This is a genomic window from Shewanella sp. HN-41, from assembly GCF_000217915.1.
GTDB lineage: Bacteria > Pseudomonadota > Gammaproteobacteria > Enterobacterales > Shewanellaceae > Shewanella.
The window spans coordinates 240,383-258,158 of the sequence record NZ_AFOZ01000014.1 but is presented as its reverse complement, the minus strand read 5'-3'; the positions used below and the strand labels follow the sequence as shown (position 1 = coordinate 258,158).

The following is a 17,776-nucleotide window of genomic DNA, read 5'->3' as shown; positions in this document are numbered from 1 at the left end:
CAAATCCAGTTTTTTAGCATATCAATTGATTAATCAACCCATTTAAAGGCACAACATGGAATTCGACTTACCCCTGATTTGGTTTGGGATCATCATCTTTTCCACTCTCATGTACATAGTGATGGATGGTTTCGATCTTGGCATCGGCATCTTATTTCCCTTCATCCACAATGAAGACGATAGAGATGTAATGGTCAACACTGTCGCGCCGGTTTGGGATGGTAACGAGACTTGGCTAGTGTTGGGTGGTGCTAGCCTGCTCGGCGCCTTTCCCCTCGCCTACGCCATAGTGCTCGAAGCACTGACCATTCCCTTGCTGATTATGCTGCTCGCCCTGATTTTTCGCGGCGTCGCCTTCGAATTTAGGTTTAAATCCAGCGCCGAGACTAAACCCTTTTGGGACAAAGCCTTTATGTACGGCTCTATCCTTGCCACCTTTGCCCAAGGCGTAGTGCTTGGGGCATTTATCTCAGGTATTTCTGTAGATGGACAAAGGTTTAGCGGTAGTAGCTTCGATTGGTTATCGCCCTTCTCACTCTTCTGCGGCTTTGGGCTGATGCTGGCCTATGCACTGCTAGGCGCGACTTGGTTAGCGAAGAAATGCACAGGTAATCTCAAAACGTCCATGCAGCAGCTCGGCAAAGGACTGACCATATGCCTGCTGATGGTCATAGCTATCGTCAGTTTATGGACGCCCTTTGTGCAACCCAATATCGCCCTACGCTGGTTTAGTCTGCCGAACCTATTCTATTTTGCGCCGGTTCCTGTTTTGGTATTGCTCTGCACTAAGGCACTTATCAGCTCATTAAGTACCGAAGACGACTATCGCCCCTTCTTGCTGACGCTCGCGTTAATATTCTTAGGCTTTAGTGGCTTAGGTATCAGTATCTGGCCACATATTATCCCGCCAACGATTAGTCTCTGGCAGGCGGCTGCGCCCGAGAGCAGCTTAGGCTTTATGCTCATCGGCGCACTGATGATTATCCCACTGATCTTGGCCTACACCTTTTGGAGCTATTACGTATTTCGCGGCAAAGTCACCAAGGATGCGGGCTATCACTAAAACGATCTTATGCAGCCGATATCGACTCGGCTGCCAGCAAAACAATCTAAGGAGATCGATATGACGACTCAAACTTCATCTCTGCCCAAACGGCTCGGCTGGTTACTGTTGATTTGGTGCACCAGCGTCAGTTGCTTACTGCTGGTTTCCCTTTGCCTTAAAATATTATTGCAAGGCACAGGGCTAACGACCTAACCGAGTCATATTCAACCCATTCAATAAATTTATGCGCTAACATATGTTTAAAATTGGCGGTATTTTGAAGCGATAACTTTTATTTAACAGGGAGATTTACGCCAACTCAGTAATACTACTGACCTAAATAAAAACATGAGTTGATTTATTTTTTCAGTTGGCCTATGGTATCGACAGTTTATTAACCATTAATCATCGACACACTGGATGATTAATTTAGTCTTAATTTGATATGGAGATGTAGCACTATGTTTAAAAATGCATTTTCATCCATCACTCTTAAGCGTTCCTCTTTTACGCTGAATAAGCTTCATTATTTAGCCAGCTTCGTGCGCCTTTCACTAAAATTTCCAGTTTAAGCCGAGTGCGACTCGCACTCGGCAGCCCATCTCTCATATTTTAATTTATTGCTTCATTTTTTATTTTGGAGCATTGCTGTTATCTAGCTCATATTTGGGGTAGTTATGTTTTATTCTTTTTTTAGCAACCTATTTCAATCTTTTATGTTGAAAACGGAAACCTATTACCTGCAAAACAGTTTTAATGCCTCATTGCGCCCGATCTCACTGGCGGCGGTGATAGCGAAACTGGATCAACTTAAAAATGAAGAAACCTTAGATAAAGTGACGGTTGGGCGAGAAATTTTACTGATTAATCAACAAGACCAACAGGAATACCGTATCGAACTGGTATACCCACCTAGGCACAAACCCAGAGCGGGTCGCTACTCTGTGATTTCCGATCTCGGCGTGAGTCTACTCGGACGCACTAAGGGAGAATATGCCGAGGTAAATATTTTAGGCAAACCAGTGCTATTTATGGTGAAGGATATCGCCCTAAGCAAGAAATAAAATTAATGGTAAGCACAGTATTATCAGAATAAAGCATGTTCAAATTTCAGTGGCGACATGCTTTTAGGTCGCTATTTGCGGCGGCATCTAGCATAGGCATAAGTAAAAGAGGGAGAATACTATTTTGAAGTCATTAATAGGCCGCGAAATTAATTAAAGCCGATGAGCCAAGGCTTAAACCTCTTGCATATTTACCGAGTATGGCAGCGCTTATGTAAAAACCATCAAGAAGTATAAGTTTATTTATCTGGTTCATACGGCTTTTTCATCATTTTAATTTTCCGACGGGCAAAATTAAATCAACTATCGGTAAGAACGCGGCACTACACTCGATAGTATTACTTTACTGAGTTTAACTTTGCTGAATTCAATTTCAGCTAGGAGTATTTCCCATGAGTAAAGAAAAATCGAAAAAACCGCCGATGAAAACCTTAAAAGAGAAACGTCAGGATAAACGGAATCGACAAAAAAACGCCGATTAATGCCTGTGTAAAAATCCCTTAACTCCTCTCTTTATTAGCTATAGGGCACGGTACCACCGTGCCCTATTTTTATGCCAGTTGACGGCGATATTGCTCGGGTGAGTATTGGGCATATTTTTTAAACATCACTATGTATGGCGATGTTTGGTTGTAGCCTAAAGTCAGAGCAACCTCTTTGATTGCCAATCCCTCACGCAAGAGTTGTAACGAGTAAATAAACTTATGTCGCTGTCGCAGCTCGGTAAAACTCATCCCAAGACAGTCTTGGCAACGCCGAGCAAGGGTGCGCTCTGTGGTATGCAGTTCACTGGCCCAGGTTTTAAGGCTCTTTTGGCTGGCGGGGTCGAGTTCGAGTTGCTGCAGAATAGGTTGCAACAGTTTATCCGTACTCGAAGGTAAAAATTGCGGCTGCGCCTGCCCTAAAATCAACTGATCGATTAACACCTCAACCAGACGTTTATCCGCGTCGCTCTCTGCCACCCGGATTTGCCGCTCCCTTAGGTCGTTGACAATCGCCTGCGCTATGGGCGTGACGGCCAGCAGGCAGGTCTTATCTGGGAAAACAGCCGCTCGACTGGCCACTATATTCATCGAGCAATAATGGATACTGCGGCGAGTGTAGCTCTCATGCTCAATCCTTGCTGGCACCCAAATCGCATATTGGGATGGCGATAAAAACCGCTGCCCTGCGGCATGTAGCTCCATAATTCCACCGCTGATCAACTGCAATTGTCCCCAGGTGTGGCTATGCTTCGGGGTGATGGTATTGGGCAGAAAGGCTTCATAGTTAAAGAAAATATCTGCAACAGGCGCTTGTTCCACCTTGAGCGGATGATAAACGGGACGCATCGCTACTCCGAAAATGGGCTGACTCGATTCGAAACGCAGACAAAGACCTATAAATGATTGTCCGCCGACGAACTGACATTGTCTTATAAACGATATTTATATCATAAAAGATCGAGGATAATAGCAGCCAACCTATGACATCAGGTTTATGCCACTCAGCATTAACCCGTCCTCACGCCAATTAAGACTGACTCATGTTGTATTTATTTCCCCTACTCGCCGTAGTTATTTGGGCGGGCAACGCCATTGTTAACAAACTCTCCTTTGGGATTATCGCCCCTGAAGCCATTGCCTTTTATCGCTGGTTTTTTGCCATGCTAGTGCTAACGCCATTTATGTTAAGACCCGTCTGGAAAAATCGTAGAGCCATAGCACCACTACTCCCCAAATTAGCAACCTTAGCCGCCTTAGGTATGGTGTTAAATCAAAGCCTTGCCTACTTTGCAGCGGCAACCACCACAGCGACGAATATGGCCTTAATCAACTCGCTAGTACCTATGGTGAGCCTGTTCTTGGCCGTACCTTTACTCAAACAAAAACTGACACCCTTAGTCTTTGGTGGCACTTTGATTTCATTATTAGGTTTAGTGTTTATGCTAAGCCACGGGGATATGACCAAGCTTGCCATCGGCGTGACCCAAGGAGATTTACTGTTACTTATCAGTGCCTTTGTGTACGCACTTTATGGTGTGTTGCTCAAACGCTGGCAGCTGCCGATATCCACTTGGCAGTCGGTGTATATTCAAGGCATTATTGCCGTGTTGATGTTAACTCCGCTGCTGTTTAGCGCGCCCAGTGTCGCCATTAGCAGCCAAGCCGCGCCGTTAATCCTCTACGCCGCCCTTGGCGCCTCACTCATCGCACCTTGGGCCTGGATTAATGGCATCAGCAAGTTAGGGGCCGAGCGTACTAGCATTTTCTTCAATTTGATGCCGATCCTCGCAGCCATCTTAGCGGCGATTATCTTGAATGAAACCTTAGCCATTTATCATTACGTTGGAGGCTCTATGGTCATTATGGGTGTAATGTTAGTGCAGATAAAACCTAAGCCTAAAGCCATCTCAACCTTAGCTTGCCCCGAATAAACTGCAAATAGACTCGTCTCTGGATAACCATAGAGGCGAGTCACATCCTTTATGTACACACGCAACCTCGCAAGTTCAACGCAAACTCCTAAATAACTACTAAGCTATTTAATAAGTTACTAATGGAGATGCCCCTATGTTTAACAGTATCCGCGTTAAGTTTTCGCTGATGTTTATCGTTATGGCAACAGCCCTTATTGTGATGGCAATAACCGATGCCATGCAGAGCCGCGCGACTCTTAAGCAAATGCAGGAGTTTAGTCAACTCTTTAACCCGGCAATTTCGGCGATACTCAATGCTGACCGCGATCTTTACCAAGCGCAGCTTAGTGAAGAAGTGTTACTCCGAGAAGGTTTGAACACCGATGAGCGCAAAAGCGAGATAGACAACTGGCAGGAAAACGTCGACCAAGCCCGTGATCGTATGGAGGAATTTAAAAAAATCCTCAAGGATCACCTACAAGTGCTGCAATCAACCAGCGGCTTTGAAGCCCAATTCTCCCTCTGGTATCAAGCCTCATCCGAGGTGATTAACACAGTTAAAAATAATGATTTTGAACGAGCGAGACAACTGCATGAAAGTAAATCTAAAAAAGAGTTTAAAGCCCTAAGAAATATCTACAACGCCGCAGGGGAAGCCGCCGATAACCGCGTCAAAGAGCTGGATTTACAGGCGTCGGAGCAGGCCACCACGCAAACCCAAATATCGGTCAGCATAGCCAGCTTAGTCGCAATTATCGCCCTTTTGATCGCCTATTTTGGTCCCAAAATCATAGTCAACGCCATTCGAGATATAACCAATAGGATCAATGATATTGTCGATGGCGATGGCAACTTAACCCAGAGGATCCCCATCACTCGTCAGGATGAAATTGGCGAACTCGCTAATGCCTTCAACTTATTTGTGGCACAGCTACAACAGATGATTATCGCGATTATTAGCCAAACCAAGGATGTGAACCAAACCGTTGAAAGCCTTGCGACTAAATCTGCCACCACAATCAATATCAGCCACGAGCAGGAGCAATTCGTCAACACCATTGTCACCGCAGTCAATGAGATGAGCGCGGCCGTCAGGGAAGTGGCTAGCAACGCCCAGCACACGGCGAGCGAAATTACTAAGGTGAATGATCAAACTGTAGAAGGAAAAAAAATTCTCACCCAGTCCGTAAATCATATTCAGCAACTCTCTGAATCGGTTAAAAATGCCGTCTCTGTCATTGAAAAACTCTCAGTCAACTCGGCCAATATTGCCTCAGTGCTCGATGTGATCCGCTCCATCGCGGAGCAAACTAACCTGCTCGCCCTTAATGCTGCCATTGAAGCGGCCCGGGCCGGCGAACAGGGCCGCGGTTTTGCCGTGGTCGCCGATGAAGTGCGTACTCTGGCGAGTCGCACCGAAACCTCTACCCAAGATATTCAGCGCATGATTGAAGAGTTGCAACGAGGCGTAAATGATGCGGTTAAGAGTATTGAATCCGGTGCTAGCCTAACCACATCAACAGTCACCCTCGCTAGCCAGACCCAAGAGGCATTAGATGAAATCCTCAACTCCACCTCTAAGGTGAGCGAGATGTCCACACAAACGGCAACGGCAACCGAAGAGCAAACCCATGTAACCGAAGAAATCAATCGTAACTTGACTGAACTCTCTGATAAAACGAGATATTGTAATATGGTTATCCAAGAGACCCAGCAAATCGTCGTCAACACTAAAGCGATTTGCAGCAACCTACAAAAAGAAGTGGCGCGATTTAAAGTCGCTTAACGGGGAAGGGATTAAGTTAACTGGCCAAGCCGAAAAGGTTTGGCCTTTTTATTCTGACTTCAAGCAAAGCGAGTACGAACGACTCAATAGTCACAATAACGGGTTCCAGTCCACAAGACACCTTGCCCTGTAACTTGGAGTCCCACTGCGGATAGACTCAAATCTTCACAAGATGACTGTTAGTTGACTAGCTGCCCACCGAGCAGACGGACTTTATCCTTTGCCACTTCGGCAGAGAGGTAACCAGCCACCTTTGTTAGCGCATCGGCTCTCCATGCAAAGTTGGCTTGGACGCTGACAATTCGCTCATTAGAAGCATCGAAGCTCATCATATCGACATTGCCAGTGGGTAATAGCAGCGCAGGACAACCCAAGCTCAATTGCTGCGAGACTCGCGAGCTAGCAAGAGCCATATTGCGTATAGTCACCTTTTGGCTTAGCCCATTCGAGCCTCGACACAGCGCATCTAAGGAGGCTGAACCAAACACCTTCAAGTCCCCTCCCGCATTGACCCAACCACCGGATACGCCAGCACGGCGTAACTCACTGACCGCCATATCAACCGCGTATCCCTTAGCAATGCCGTCCAAGGTGACAATTAATGGCCTAGCTAAGCGTACTTGGTTACCTCTAATCTCAATATCTCGCCAGTCACCCTGTAAAAGCAGTGGCATGCCTAGGTAACAAGGTAGGGCTCCACGGGACATCATTTCACCGCCGATAGTGCAATTAAACAAGTTGTCACTGGCTCTACCGAACCATTTAGCTAACTTGAATACCCTCAGGCTATCTTGGCTTAGGGGGATCCAGTGTCCTGGTTGGCGGTTTAATAGATTTAACTCACTGTCCTGTTGGTGAAAACTTAACAAACGCCCAATTTGTGCAATACGGGAAAAAGCGGCAGTAATCGCCGCTTGAATGGCTTGCCCATCGAGTGTTGGCCGAGAAGGATCTTCAACAATGGATTCGACGGCAATTTCAACTAAAGTGCCCAGTAATGGCTTAGCTCTACGTATCACTATATTGCTGGCTACGAAATGGATGTGGATGCAGGATCACTGTTTTACTCCATCTCACGGCTAACAGCAATAGTCGCCTCAGCATTGTCAGGCAAGCGTGCCCCCAAAGATCGAATCTTTGCAGAACTGGCAAATACTCACTCACCAGCATTTTGCACCACAGCTTAGCCGTCAAAAAAGAGTAAGTCCTATGCCTAGATGAATTGCGACGAGCGGTGTGTGGGGTCCCCTAAATCATCGAATTTCTATAATAAGTCGGCAGTCCAAAGAACAAATAGCGAAATAGGCCTATATTTCTAGTCAGAACTATGGCGAGGTATTTACTAGCCACGATAACCTAACAATGAATCAAGTAATACGTAATATCATGTTTTTAAAATACAAAAAAATTAATAAATCACGATTTAAACTTCTTTTTAACGAGCAGATCACAGCGGAAGTAAAAACATCCAGACGTCTAGATTGACAGTAAATTGGCAATCCAATATGCTTTGCCACAAGTTGCTAGGATATGATGCCAAAGCGGCATGAAATTTAAGTGAGTTTGACTGCCAAGGACCCCGCGGATAAAACTCTAAGTAAAAGAGAGACAACATTGAGTCATTCAGCACAAACATCTTCACAGAGCAGTCCGGCATCCTTTATTGCCCTGTTGCCATTATTGGTTTTCCTAGGTCTATTTATTGGCGCAGGCGTGTATTTCCAAAGCCAGGGCGTCGACTTTGCCTTCTATCAATTACCCAGTGTTATCGCCATTTTACCTGCAATTATTCTGGCGTTGGTGTTATCAAAACAAAAATTAAATCAATCGATTGATACTTTTATAGCGGGCATCGGCCACAGCAATATTATTGCTATGTGTTTGATTTATTTATTAGCAGGCGCCTTCGCAGCGGTCGCTAAAGCCACAGGTGGCGTCGATGCCACCGTCGCTTTAGGCTTATCCTTGATCCCATCGAACCTGCTGTTACCCGGCTTCTTTGTGATTGCGGCCTTTATCGCCACGGCCATGGGTACGTCTATGGGCACCATAGCCGCCGTTGCACCAATTGCCCTAGGCGTTGCCGACCAAGCCCAAATCGATTACGCCCTGATGGCGGGTGCAGTGATGTCAGGTGCGCTTTTTGGTGACAACTTGTCGATTATTTCCGATACCACCATTGCAGCCACTCGCACCCAAGGCTGTGATATGAAAGATAAATTCCGTGAAAACTTAATATTTGCGATTCCCGCATCTGTGCTCACTTTTATCGCCTTTGTCATTGCAGGCCAAGGACAAGCGGAGCTAGCGCCACAGAATATCGATCTGATTAAGGTCATTCCTTATCTGACCATTTTGATCTTAGCCGTGGCGGGTCTGAACGTATTTGTGGTCCTGACCTTAGGCATCTTATTAGCGGGCGCTACGGGCCTGTTTACTATGGATTACGGTGTGATCCAGTTTGGTAAGGATATCTACGCAGGTTTTAGCAATATGCAGGAGATTTTTATCCTGTCTATGTTGGTTGGTGGTTTAGCCGCACTGATGCAGCAACAAGGAGGCTTGGCCTTTGTTAGCAAACAGATTGAAAAACTGATCGCTCGCTTCTCAAAGGCCCGAGGTGAAGCCTCATGCCGCGCAGCCGAGCTTGGCATGGCTGGCATAGTCGCAGTGACTAATGCTTGTGTGGCAAATAACACGGTTTCCATCGTGGTGACTGGTGATATTGCTAAGGATTTAGCCGAAAAACACGGCGTAAGCCCAAAACGTGCCGCCAGCGTACTCGATATTTTCGCCTGTATTGTCCAAGGCTTAATTCCCTATGGCGCACAGGCCTTGCTGATCGCATCGACCTTTAGTATCACACCGCTAGCCGCTGTGTCCTATGCTTGGTACTGCATGATCCTTGCTGCCGTGGCGATTGCGATTGTGATTTTCCGCAAACGTCATTGATAGATGACACCTGCACTTATCTCGTGTTAAGTAGCAGGTTGAAATAGCTAATTAAGATGCCGATAAGTACAATTAAAGGAGCCGAATTTGGCTCCTTTTCTATTTTTAAATTCACCAGCCTTGGATTGATATGCGCCTCGCAAAATACCTCGCCCAATGTGGCATTGGTTCACGCCGTGAAGCCTGCCGTTTAATTGAGGGCGGGCGCATCACACTCAATGGCCGTATCGCCCACCACACGGATCCTATCCGTTTGGATGGATCATTAAACTGCCTCGACGGCATTGAGCTTGATGGCACACCTATCACTAAAGCCGAAACACTCGCCTATTGGATATTCAACAAAGCCGTGGGCACGGATTGCCGTCTGCAGGAGCAGGATAAAACGAGCCTTATACACCTACTCCCCAAAGCACCAAGACTCTATCCCATCGGCAGGCTCGATAAGGATTCCCGCGGCCTGCTGCTGTTAACTAACGATGGCGAATTAACCCATAAACTGATGCACCCCAGTTTTGCCCACAGCAAAACCTACCATGTGCGCCTCGATAGGCCGTTCGCTGATGATTTTGTTGAGCAAATGGCAAGTGGAGTGAGCTATAAAGACCTAAAAACCCTGCCCTGCCAAGCCCGCCGTCTCAGTTCGGACAGCTTTGAAATCGTGCTGACCCAAGGACTCAATCGACAAATTCGGCGTATGTCCAAGGCACTCGGGTATCGCGTTATCGATCTTGAGCGCATCGCCATAATGACACTGAATTTACGTGAATTAGCATTGGGTGAGTTACAAGAAGGTCAAATGCGGCCATTAACACCACAGGAAATCACCGCACTTAAAACGGCATTGGCGATAGTATAAAAGACTATTGGAATTCTAAATTGAGCCAATAACTGACAATCGTTTAACCCTTTTTCTTGTTAGGATAACGCGAGAACGAGACAATAGTTATTAAGAGACAGAGCACGATGGCAAAAATATGCTTTGAAACGGGAATAGATAGACTTAATTGGACTGTCGATACGCGTATTGACGATGCACTAGAATTTATTCTGACGAATACTGGATCACGGCAAGGTTGCTTATTAGCATTAAAGTCTCACTATTATGCTAAATCCTTGTTGTCATGGTTTAAGGATGGGGATTTAGAGCAACTTCGCCAACATGCCTATACCTCGGCTAAGTTAGATAGACTCTATACTCAGAGGGCCAGCAGCGAGTGGCAAGGTACATTTTGCCACTTTATGGCACTGATAAGTGATCATGAGCCTTTGATAAGCTGGCATAGCCAGTTTATCTCTCCTCTTTACCGTGTAACAGGTGGGAAAGCAGTGCGCAACCGTGTGGGGTGCCCTGAATATCATGCGTTCCAAGCGATTTTAGCGCTTCAAGGTAAATGGGATTTGTTGGGGGAACGTGCAGAATATATTTTAGCCAACCCACCGGGGAAAAAGATGGCAAAGTACCAAATTGACCATGAGTTCTATCTAGCGTTGGCAAAAGGAGATGTACCTGCCATGGAACAGGTATTAAATAGTCTTACGGGCCCGAAAGCTAAAGTGCGCAATTTTGATGGCGCACTGGGATTAACCGAGCATTTAATGTCGTTGTTTGGCTTTATTTACGCCAAAATGGCTTGGCGTGCTGGATATCAGGTACAAGTTGATAGTCCTTATTTGCCTATGGAATGGCTGCCAATATCCCCCCTTACCACATATCGTGATGAATATGATTTTTTAGCTGATTTTGATCTATTTCAGCCTTTTACGAATGAAATGGAGCCTTTTTCGCCAGTGAGTGAAGTGGATAAACGAGTCGATGTTACTGTAGGTTCATCACCCTTTGCCTAATATTGAGAGTTTATATGAGCATATTTGATATTTTTAAAAATAATTCACCAGTAAATGCCGATGGAGATATGCCTGATATCAGTTATCAGATGAATGAATATTCTGCCGATGCTCGTCGTCGTAGTGATATATTTGTCACAGTTGCAAAACAGCAAGGTCTTGAGATATTAGCAGGGCGATTTGGAGGTGAATATAACAATGACATGCTTGCAGCGGGTGAAAAAAACGGACAATTTTTGTTAATGTTAGGTATGAAAATCACGGGCTCTGACGGTGGCATTCAGCTTGATAAGCTGTCAATGGGTTGTTTTCTGCAATTCTCTAAGCCTTGGTTAAATATGGTCGTGTACTCACTGCGCTTATCTGGTACGCAATTAGCTATTGCGGATAAAATTGAAAGCCACGTAAAAGATGGTTCTATTTCACTAGCGGTTGCATTTATCGATATGGAAACAAAGAAGCTCAATATTATTCCGTTAGCTATTCAAGAATAATGATATAGATATAAATTGATCTCTTAAAGAAAGGTTGGAGAACCTGCCATAGTTAAATCTCAGTTCTCATCCTTTAAGCTAACAATTGGAAAACGGGGAAAACGAAGACACCCATCGTTAATAGCGCAGTAATTAACCTCCGGCAATGCTTTGGTTTAGCATGTACCGATACGCCGCCCCATATCGCTGATGAATCGACACCAAAGTTCATTCATAACTCCTTAAGATGATAGGGCGGCATTTTTATCTCCTCTTGATGTCATTAATCTAAGCCTGTTAAAACGAATAATCACGCTCACTCTAGCAATACGGGTGTTAAACTGGCGATACCACTCTCACGTTCCATGTGCAGGACGATAAGATGCTCGCTATTGGCTTTCCATACCGCTATCGTTTCAAGACTTTACCAATAAGATACTGTGATCCCCACTTATCCCCGCGCCGACTCGACGCCTAAAAAGCCGTTTAGCTCCACTGCCAGCGCTAACATTTTTGCGCTATCTCCATATAACCCTCGGTCTGCTTTGTGCGAATCAAGGTGAAAATCACCGCGTAATAAGGTGGTGTTGAGGTTGTCGCAAGTAAGCTCATGATTGACTCTTTAACCGCTGTTAGCGAAACGTCTGGTATGTAACCTTCGTAAAAAATGGCGATAAAAAAGAGCGCCATAAGCGCTCTTTTCAATGTTTATTGTTTTTATCAAATACTTGTAACAAATAATAAACATTACACCTGATGCGCGCGAGCAGGGATTACTTATCAAGCTCGCTATCAAACACGCAAACCTGATTGCGGCCCGTGTTTTTGGCGCGATACATGGCTTTGTCAGCATTGGCGGCCAATTGCTCTAAACAGTAGCCTGAGCTTAAAGTATCGCTGACACCAAAGCTGGCGGTGAGCTTAAAGCTGTGGCCGCTTTCAGAGGTATCCCTGTTTGCCAACGCTTCGCGCACACTTTGCGCCACCAGCTCAGCATCTTGCGCTACGCACTCAGGCAATAACACGCAAAATTCTTCACCACCGATACGGCCAACAATGTCATAATCTCGCACTTGCTCTTGGCAAACGGTTGCGGCAAGTTTTAACGCCCAATCGCCGGTTTTATGCCCCATAATGTCATTGATTCGTTTAAAGCGATCTAAGTCGAACAAGATACAACTGACAGGCGCCCCTAAGGTTTCGGTATGTTTCATCGCGCTACGTGACACTTGGGTAAAATGGCCGCGACTAAATAGCCCAGTCAAACTGTCATATTCGGCCAATTGCTTAAGCCGTTTTTGGTTTTTAAACGAATGATAACCCCAAGTCACTAAGCCTAAAATGACGCTGAACAATACCGCGATCAGCAGTCGATTATTAAAGGTTTCGGCCTGATCTAGCTGTTGCTGCACTGTGAGCAATTTATTCTGCTCATCCAGCAAGCTGATACGATTTTGCTGCTCAATACTTTGATGCTCGGCCAATTGGAACGCCAAGTTTTTGGTTTTCACTTCATCTAAATAGGCTTTATCGGCTTCAGCAAAACGAATATAGGCTTCGAGTGCGGCGGCGGTATCGCCTTGCTGACGATAGATTTCGTATAAAACCCTATTAGCTCTGGCATTCGTTATATTATTTGTTGAAATGACTTTATTTGAGCTGACAATTTCGGCATAGGATTTAGCTGCATCTAGTTGTCCTTGATTCAAATACGCATCGGCCAATAATGAATAATAAGACGCTTTAATAGGTGCATAACCAGAGCTTTCGACAGCCGCTAAATTGGACTCGAGTACCGATAGCGCTTTCTCACTATTCCCCTCGCTTAAATACTGCTCGGCGCGATTACTCCTGATGATGCTGGCCATCACCAGTTCATTATTCCCCTCACACACGGCAATTGCTTCGTCAAAATCGGGGCTGCTTGCAGCTATGCTATGTAACCTAAATTTAGATTCGACTTCGAGTTGAACCGCCATACATTGGCTACGGGGATCGGTAGCGGTATTTTTTAATTGCTGGCTGTATTCCAGCCCTAAGGGATATTGACCTAGGCCGTTATAAAAAACAGCCGCAATTGCCCAGCCATTGGTTTTAAGCTGTGGGTCACTCACCCTTGGCAGCTCAGGTAGGATCTGCGCTAATTGCGTGAGCCCACCATTCCAGTTTTGGCTAAAGGCATAAATATTGACCACAGACAGCCGAGCCCTCAAGGTTAGCTCGGGATCGGCATGTGAGTTAATGAGTGCTTGGTACGCAGCTACTGCCTCGGTGAATTTTCCCGAAAAAGACAACTCATATGCACTTAAATAAGCTAAGTAATCAAGCTCTTGCTGATTCAGCTTGGCTTGCTGTTCACGGACCTCAGTTAATAACTGGCTAAATCTTTGGGGATCGCTCGAGCGTAGACCATCCGCTTCGCTAAGGATCTGATAATAGCTTTGCTCAGCATCGACGGCTGATTCTGTTGAAGTGCTAGCAAATACCCCAAACGGCATAGCCAGCATAATGCTGGCTATGATAACGGCTATAAATTTAGCCATTTACGACCTGTTGGGTAACATCGGTATCGTTTTCTTCCGATTCTTGGCTTTCTTGCTCATCTTCAGCAGGCACCATAAGACAAACGATGTCATGGCGTACTGGCATCAGGCATTTCAGGCCTTCAACGTCACTAGCTTGAATAAGTGTCATTGCCTCTGGCGATAAATTGGCTTCGGCTAATGCCGTTGCTAACGTTGTGGTGTCTTGTAGAGCGGCATCACTGCCTAAGCGGGCTAGAAATTGAATTGCTGAGTTCATTAAAGCTTCCTTTTCGTTTTGATAAATGGCAATACATTGTCCGTATTGCGCTGAGGGGGTAAGTCTATTGCATTCGCGCCAATATTGTTCGCATCAGCGCTCACTGCGGCGTAAGGTTTAGCATAAAATGTCTGCTCACCATTAGGCTTACCTAATGTACTGGCTTTATTTGCAGCCAATTGCTTAAGACGTCTGCGCATATCATGGTTATCTTGCAGTGCCAACGCTGGCGGTATCACTAAGGTAGTATGTAAATGGATTGGCGCATCCAGTAAGGCCTGTAATTCCAGTTTGTCGATTCGCGGCGTTTGCAGCGGCATAGTTGGCGCTTCGTATAAATAGCACTCATGGGTTAACGGATACTCTTTTGCCAGTAGCTCAAGCAATAATTGCCGCTCTTCGCGGCCCGTCACCACAATGCCCATAATGAGATCGCCCGCCAAGCCAATTTGCCATAGCACTAAATAGGCACTGGCATCGACGCGACGTTGGTACAACATAAACTGGGTGGTTTCAAAATGTTGGCAGCCAAACTTGCCGGGATCGATTCCTAAGTCGGCGTACAAACAGTCTTCAGCCGAAATACCGGGGATCATCTGTGCGGTAAAACCTTCGCGTTTTGCCTGTGCTATCGCCTCGTGGGGCGACTTAGCAAATACTCCGGGATGACCGTAAAAAGCCCCGACCACTTTTTTACCTAAACGCACTTGCGCCAGCATTACATCGACCATTTCTTGGTAAGTAATATGGCGGGATTTATCGGCGGCGTAATAGTCTTGCAGACTACGAACATCGTGATGCAGTTCGTTTAACCACAGCTCGACAAAGCCATCGGACATGGCAGAAAACACCACGTCGGCGTTCTCAATATGGCTGCGACTGATAGGACAAAGGTGGGCGCCGAGTGTCATGCCGACACCAACGCAAGTTAAACGACCCGACATGTAAAATATTTGTTAGTTTTATTATTTGCCGAAATTAACATTTTTTATCTCGTTTTGAAACAGTTCAAGCGAATTTAGACGCTGTTAAAAAGCATTCTAAAGTGTCAGCCTTACATTTATGTGGCTGCGGTGGGTTAAAACCCATTTGCCGTAATATACGTTGGGTGATCCGGTTCTCGATGTGATGTTCAGCGCGAATGCGGTGCAGTCCCACTTGTTTTAGCGCGTAATCACACAACACATCCCCAACTTCAACGACTACACCTTTACCGTGAGCCTCTCGACGTAAAATAATACCTAACTCTGCTTGCTCAGGATAAGTGATTGCCGAAAAGCCAACTATGCCCATTGCAGTATTAGCAAGCTTATCTCTAATGACCCAACTCATTATTTTAGGAGGGGTATTCAAAGTCGCAGCCAGTGTTTTTTGAAACGCATTTTGGGCGCGTTCAACCGTTAATGGCTCGGCAATCTTGCTCATCAAACGCGCCGAGGTATACAGCTCAACAAATAGGTCTTCATCGGCATCTGACAGAGGCGTGAGCCAGACTTTACTGGTTTGAAGCGAAATCATATTTACACTGACACCTCATCGGCTACGGCAGCAAAGCGCACTATGCCGGCTTCGCCTTCATCGCGACGAAACACCACGAAATAGGGGTTAAGTAGTGGCAAGCCTAAAATGCTTTGGGCAGGCCATTGCGGTAACTGCCCCATAAATTTAAAACACGCTTTACCGTAAGCTGGAGTGTTGACTTGCCAATAGCTGGTAGGCGGACAGCTAAGAGTGACGCTGTGACCATTTTCAGCTTCAAAATGAAACTCAATATCCGGCCAATCGCTTAAACATAATGCGCTGGCGTCAATGCCTGTTTGCTGCGCCTTAAATCCTTGCTCGAACGGCGCCAGCAGTTCTGCAGCGTTTGGCGCCTGCGCTTTTAGCTGACTCATCAATGCGCTAAATGCCGTTTGCGGCAGTGACACCATAGATGCGCCAGTATCGATAATGGCATTGCTGGAACCACGATTTAAGTGCGCCTCTTCTACAGTGGGCAAATGAATGCGGTCAGCGCCCACTATATTGATGCTGAGTAAATTCACGTTGTAATAGCGGTCATGCACCACTTTGACATCGATAAACTCTCCCTGATAACACTGAGTGTGTTCTTCGCCACCGCCTAATATCAGCCAGCCTTGATTGAGCGGATCTGCATGTAAAGCATGTTGGTCGATATGCTCGCTGGCGTAATGAATGCTAGAGCGGCGTGAGATGAACGCAAACCGATTGGCGCAGCGGCCCGTCTCTTCCATTAAGCTAAAGTAGGTCGGCACATCGTGCTCGATAGCGGTATAGAGCAAGGCCTTAAAATCGGTTAAGTCCTGATGGCAAAGCGGATGATGAGGATCAGGAAAGGGCCAAGGATAGGTCACTGGTGGCTCGACACTGTGGGCTGTCAAATAACGGCCCATATCATAACTTGGGTTAAGCCTATGATAAGCCAAGCCCCAAATGCCATCGGCGTTCAAAAAAGTATGCTCAGCCTCACGGTGTACTAAGGCCACAGGGGTATTATCTAAATGCAGATACGGCGTCGTCACTTTGGTATAAATCACAGCGCCAAGCCAACCGCCTAAACCGTAACAGACTTCTTGAGCTAAGGTCGTTGGCCGCAGATATTCATCGTGCTGGGGTTGATAGCGATTATGGTGCACCACTAAGGTGGAACTACCTGTATCTATGATGAGATTAACTTTCGTGGCCTGACTGCCCAATTTAACACTGGCAGTGTAGCCCCCTTCTGCTAAGACGTTGGTTAACGCCAGTCGACTTTGATGTAAATGGCTAGACATAAAAATAAACATTAAGAAGGGTAAAGGTTAGGAACTTGTTATCACAGACTCGCGCTGTGGTGTCAAGCGTGGCTTGCCAGCAAAGAAAGATTATTACCCAAAGTGATTTTAACTGCTGTTTTATTAAACTGATCAGCGACTCACTACTTGCTAACAAGCTGAATAGTTGAGCTTTTAATCTAATTCTTACCTTAACTGAATTCATTGATAACTTCGTTTTGCATCCGCCGAATCGCCTCGGTATCACTGCTTTTGGGTAATAGCTGATTGTCGATAAACAAGAGCTTTCGCTTGGCAAATTGAGTCCGTTTAAAGGCCGTCTGATGGGGCCAAGGGAGAATGGAGACTCCCATAGTTAATAGCACCTTCGGCTATGATTTGTGTAAGCGTTGAACAAGGAGGTTTATATGCCGCGTCCTAGTAGAACTTAGATAAGCCTTGAACTACCTCTTTAAAATCAGTCCCTATTACCATTTTTGCCTCAGATGTAGTCCTCCTACTTTTGATGCCTGATATTCAAGTCATTTTAGCCAGAGAATGTTGTCGACAAAGCGGAAGTGCATTATGTTGGTGATTAAAAAAGGATGGCCTATTTTTAGTTGATTCAGGAGTG

At 45.8% G+C, this 17,776-nt stretch carries 18 protein-coding genes; 9 read left to right on the top strand and 9 right to left on the bottom strand.

Features of this window, described 5'->3' with window-relative positions; genetic code table 11:
• Positions 1–55: 55 nt before the first annotated feature.
• The 3 genes from cydB to SOHN41_RS03755 all read left to right on the top strand — a co-directional run bounded on the left by cydB (position 56) and on the right by SOHN41_RS03755 (position 2,109).
• Positions 56–1,063, top strand: coding sequence for a cytochrome d ubiquinol oxidase subunit II (gene cydB, locus SOHN41_RS03760; RefSeq protein ID WP_007645755.1), 1,008 nt, complete (start codon positions 56–58; stop codon positions 1,061–1,063).
• Positions 1,064–1,123: 60 nt separating this feature from the next.
• The gene (locus SOHN41_RS19740; RefSeq protein ID WP_007645752.1) at positions 1,124–1,258 is read left to right on the top strand and encodes a DUF2474 family protein; all 135 of its coding nucleotides are present in this window, start codon (positions 1,124–1,126) and stop codon (positions 1,256–1,258) included.
• A gap of 464 nt (positions 1,259–1,722) precedes the next feature.
• The gene (locus SOHN41_RS03755) at positions 1,723–2,109 is read left to right on the top strand and encodes a GreA/GreB family elongation factor (RefSeq protein ID WP_007645750.1); all 387 of its coding nucleotides are present in this window, start codon (positions 1,723–1,725) and stop codon (positions 2,107–2,109) included.
• A 551-nt stretch (positions 2,110–2,660) separates the two neighbouring features.
• Here SOHN41_RS03755 and SOHN41_RS03750 read toward each other — a convergent pair.
• Positions 2,661–3,440, bottom strand: coding sequence for an AraC family transcriptional regulator (locus SOHN41_RS03750; protein ID WP_007645746.1), 780 nt, complete (start codon positions 3,438–3,440; stop codon positions 2,661–2,663).
• A 194-nt stretch (positions 3,441–3,634) separates the two neighbouring features.
• Between SOHN41_RS03750 and SOHN41_RS03745 the strand changes: the two genes are divergently transcribed.
• Both SOHN41_RS03745 and SOHN41_RS03740 read left to right on the top strand, forming a co-directional pair.
• Entirely contained in the window at positions 3,635–4,525 is an 891-nt protein-coding gene (locus SOHN41_RS03745) for a DMT family transporter (protein ID WP_007645744.1), read from the top strand.
• Between the two features lie 136 nt (positions 4,526–4,661).
• Positions 4,662–6,293: a methyl-accepting chemotaxis protein gene (locus SOHN41_RS03740; RefSeq protein ID WP_007645743.1), complete on the top strand. Its 1,632-nt coding sequence runs from the start codon at positions 4,662–4,664 to the stop codon at positions 6,291–6,293.
• Between the two features lie 179 nt (positions 6,294–6,472).
• Here the strand turns inward: SOHN41_RS03740 and SOHN41_RS03735 are convergent, their stop codons facing one another.
• Complete coding sequence (locus tag SOHN41_RS03735; protein ID WP_007645742.1) at positions 6,473–7,312, bottom strand: FAD:protein FMN transferase; 840 nt, start codon at positions 7,310–7,312, stop codon at positions 6,473–6,475.
• Positions 7,313–7,907: 595 nt separating this feature from the next.
• On the opposite strand from SOHN41_RS03735, the gene SOHN41_RS03730 reads away from it, so the two are divergent.
• The 4 genes from SOHN41_RS03730 to SOHN41_RS03715 all read left to right on the top strand — a co-directional run bounded on the left by SOHN41_RS03730 (position 7,908) and on the right by SOHN41_RS03715 (position 11,587).
• Positions 7,908–9,245, top strand: coding sequence for a Na+/H+ antiporter NhaC family protein (locus tag SOHN41_RS03730; protein WP_007645740.1), 1,338 nt, complete (start codon positions 7,908–7,910; stop codon positions 9,243–9,245).
• A gap of 130 nt (positions 9,246–9,375) precedes the next feature.
• The gene (locus tag SOHN41_RS03725; protein ID WP_007645738.1) at positions 9,376–10,104 is read left to right on the top strand and encodes a 23S rRNA pseudouridine(2604) synthase RluF; all 729 of its coding nucleotides are present in this window, start codon (positions 9,376–9,378) and stop codon (positions 10,102–10,104) included.
• Positions 10,105–10,211: 107 nt separating this feature from the next.
• Positions 10,212–11,093, top strand: coding sequence for an Imm49 family immunity protein (locus SOHN41_RS03720; RefSeq protein ID WP_007645735.1), 882 nt, complete (start codon positions 10,212–10,214; stop codon positions 11,091–11,093).
• A 14-nt stretch (positions 11,094–11,107) separates the two neighbouring features.
• On the top strand, positions 11,108–11,587 hold the full coding sequence (locus tag SOHN41_RS03715) for a hypothetical protein (RefSeq protein WP_007645733.1): 480 nt from the start codon (positions 11,108–11,110) through the stop codon (positions 11,585–11,587).
• A 483-nt stretch (positions 11,588–12,070) separates the two neighbouring features.
• Here the strand turns inward: SOHN41_RS03715 and SOHN41_RS20280 are convergent, their stop codons facing one another.
• The 7 genes from SOHN41_RS20280 to SOHN41_RS20150 form a co-directional block, all read right to left on the bottom strand.
• On the bottom strand, positions 12,071–12,256 hold the full coding sequence (locus SOHN41_RS20280) for a hypothetical protein (RefSeq protein ID WP_007645731.1): 186 nt from the start codon (positions 12,254–12,256) through the stop codon (positions 12,071–12,073).
• Between the two features lie 83 nt (positions 12,257–12,339).
• Complete coding sequence (locus SOHN41_RS03705) at positions 12,340–14,109, bottom strand: tetratricopeptide repeat-containing diguanylate cyclase (RefSeq protein WP_007645729.1); 1,770 nt, start codon at positions 14,107–14,109, stop codon at positions 12,340–12,342.
• Positions 14,102–14,368, bottom strand: coding sequence for a hypothetical protein (locus SOHN41_RS03700; protein WP_007645727.1), 267 nt, complete (start codon positions 14,366–14,368; stop codon positions 14,102–14,104). Before SOHN41_RS03700 ends, SOHN41_RS03705 begins: the two co-directional genes overlap by 8 nt.
• Positions 14,368–15,312: an SAM-dependent methyltransferase gene (locus SOHN41_RS03695; protein ID WP_083820728.1), complete on the bottom strand. Its 945-nt coding sequence runs from the start codon at positions 15,310–15,312 to the stop codon at positions 14,368–14,370. The genes SOHN41_RS03700 and SOHN41_RS03695 overlap by 1 nt, the downstream gene beginning before the upstream one ends.
• Before the next feature lie 64 nt (positions 15,313–15,376).
• The gene (locus SOHN41_RS03690) at positions 15,377–15,886 is read right to left on the bottom strand and encodes a GNAT family N-acetyltransferase (RefSeq protein WP_007645724.1); all 510 of its coding nucleotides are present in this window, start codon (positions 15,884–15,886) and stop codon (positions 15,377–15,379) included.
• Between the two features lie 2 nt (positions 15,887–15,888).
• Positions 15,889–17,163, bottom strand: a complete 1,275-nt coding sequence (locus SOHN41_RS03685) for a pepsin-like aspartic protease (RefSeq protein WP_037457996.1) — start codon at positions 17,161–17,163, stop codon at positions 15,889–15,891.
• A gap of 191 nt (positions 17,164–17,354) precedes the next feature.
• The gene (locus tag SOHN41_RS20150) at positions 17,355–17,516 is read right to left on the bottom strand and encodes a hypothetical protein (RefSeq protein ID WP_007645720.1); all 162 of its coding nucleotides are present in this window, start codon (positions 17,514–17,516) and stop codon (positions 17,355–17,357) included.
• Positions 17,517–17,776 lie beyond the last annotated feature (260 nt).

Excerpts from the sequence above, each read along its gene's own strand:
- cydB (WP_007645755.1), top strand. The coding sequence starts at position 56 with ATGGAATTCGACTTACCCCTGATTTGGTTTGGGATCATCATCTTTTCC.
- SOHN41_RS19740 (WP_007645752.1), top strand. The coding sequence starts at position 1,124 with ATGACGACTCAAACTTCATCTCTGCCCAAACGGCTCGGCTGGTTACTG.
- SOHN41_RS03755 (WP_007645750.1), top strand. The coding sequence starts at position 1,723 with ATGTTTTATTCTTTTTTTAGCAACCTATTTCAATCTTTTATGTTGAAA.
- SOHN41_RS03750 (WP_007645746.1), bottom strand. The coding sequence starts at position 3,440 with ATGCGTCCCGTTTATCATCCGCTCAAGGTGGAACAAGCGCCTGTTGCA.
- SOHN41_RS03745 (WP_007645744.1), top strand. The coding sequence starts at position 3,635 with ATGTTGTATTTATTTCCCCTACTCGCCGTAGTTATTTGGGCGGGCAAC.
- SOHN41_RS03740 (WP_007645743.1), top strand. The coding sequence starts at position 4,662 with ATGTTTAACAGTATCCGCGTTAAGTTTTCGCTGATGTTTATCGTTATG.
- SOHN41_RS03725 (WP_007645738.1), top strand. The coding sequence starts at position 9,376 with ATGCGCCTCGCAAAATACCTCGCCCAATGTGGCATTGGTTCACGCCGT.
- SOHN41_RS03720 (WP_007645735.1), top strand. The coding sequence starts at position 10,212 with ATGGCAAAAATATGCTTTGAAACGGGAATAGATAGACTTAATTGGACT.
- SOHN41_RS03715 (WP_007645733.1), top strand. The coding sequence starts at position 11,108 with ATGAGCATATTTGATATTTTTAAAAATAATTCACCAGTAAATGCCGAT.
- SOHN41_RS20280 (WP_007645731.1), bottom strand. The coding sequence starts at position 12,256 with ATGGCGCTCTTTTTTATCGCCATTTTTTACGAAGGTTACATACCAGAC.
- SOHN41_RS03705 (WP_007645729.1), bottom strand. The coding sequence starts at position 14,109 with ATGGCTAAATTTATAGCCGTTATCATAGCCAGCATTATGCTGGCTATG.
- SOHN41_RS03700 (WP_007645727.1), bottom strand. The coding sequence starts at position 14,368 with ATGAACTCAGCAATTCAATTTCTAGCCCGCTTAGGCAGTGATGCCGCT.
- SOHN41_RS03695 (WP_083820728.1), bottom strand. The coding sequence starts at position 15,312 with ATGTCGGGTCGTTTAACTTGCGTTGGTGTCGGCATGACACTCGGCGCC.
- SOHN41_RS03690 (WP_007645724.1), bottom strand. The coding sequence starts at position 15,886 with ATGATTTCGCTTCAAACCAGTAAAGTCTGGCTCACGCCTCTGTCAGAT.
- SOHN41_RS03685 (WP_037457996.1), bottom strand. The coding sequence starts at position 17,163 with ATGTCTAGCCATTTACATCAAAGTCGACTGGCGTTAACCAACGTCTTA.
- SOHN41_RS20150 (WP_007645720.1), bottom strand. The coding sequence starts at position 17,516 with ATGGGAGTCTCCATTCTCCCTTGGCCCCATCAGACGGCCTTTAAACGG.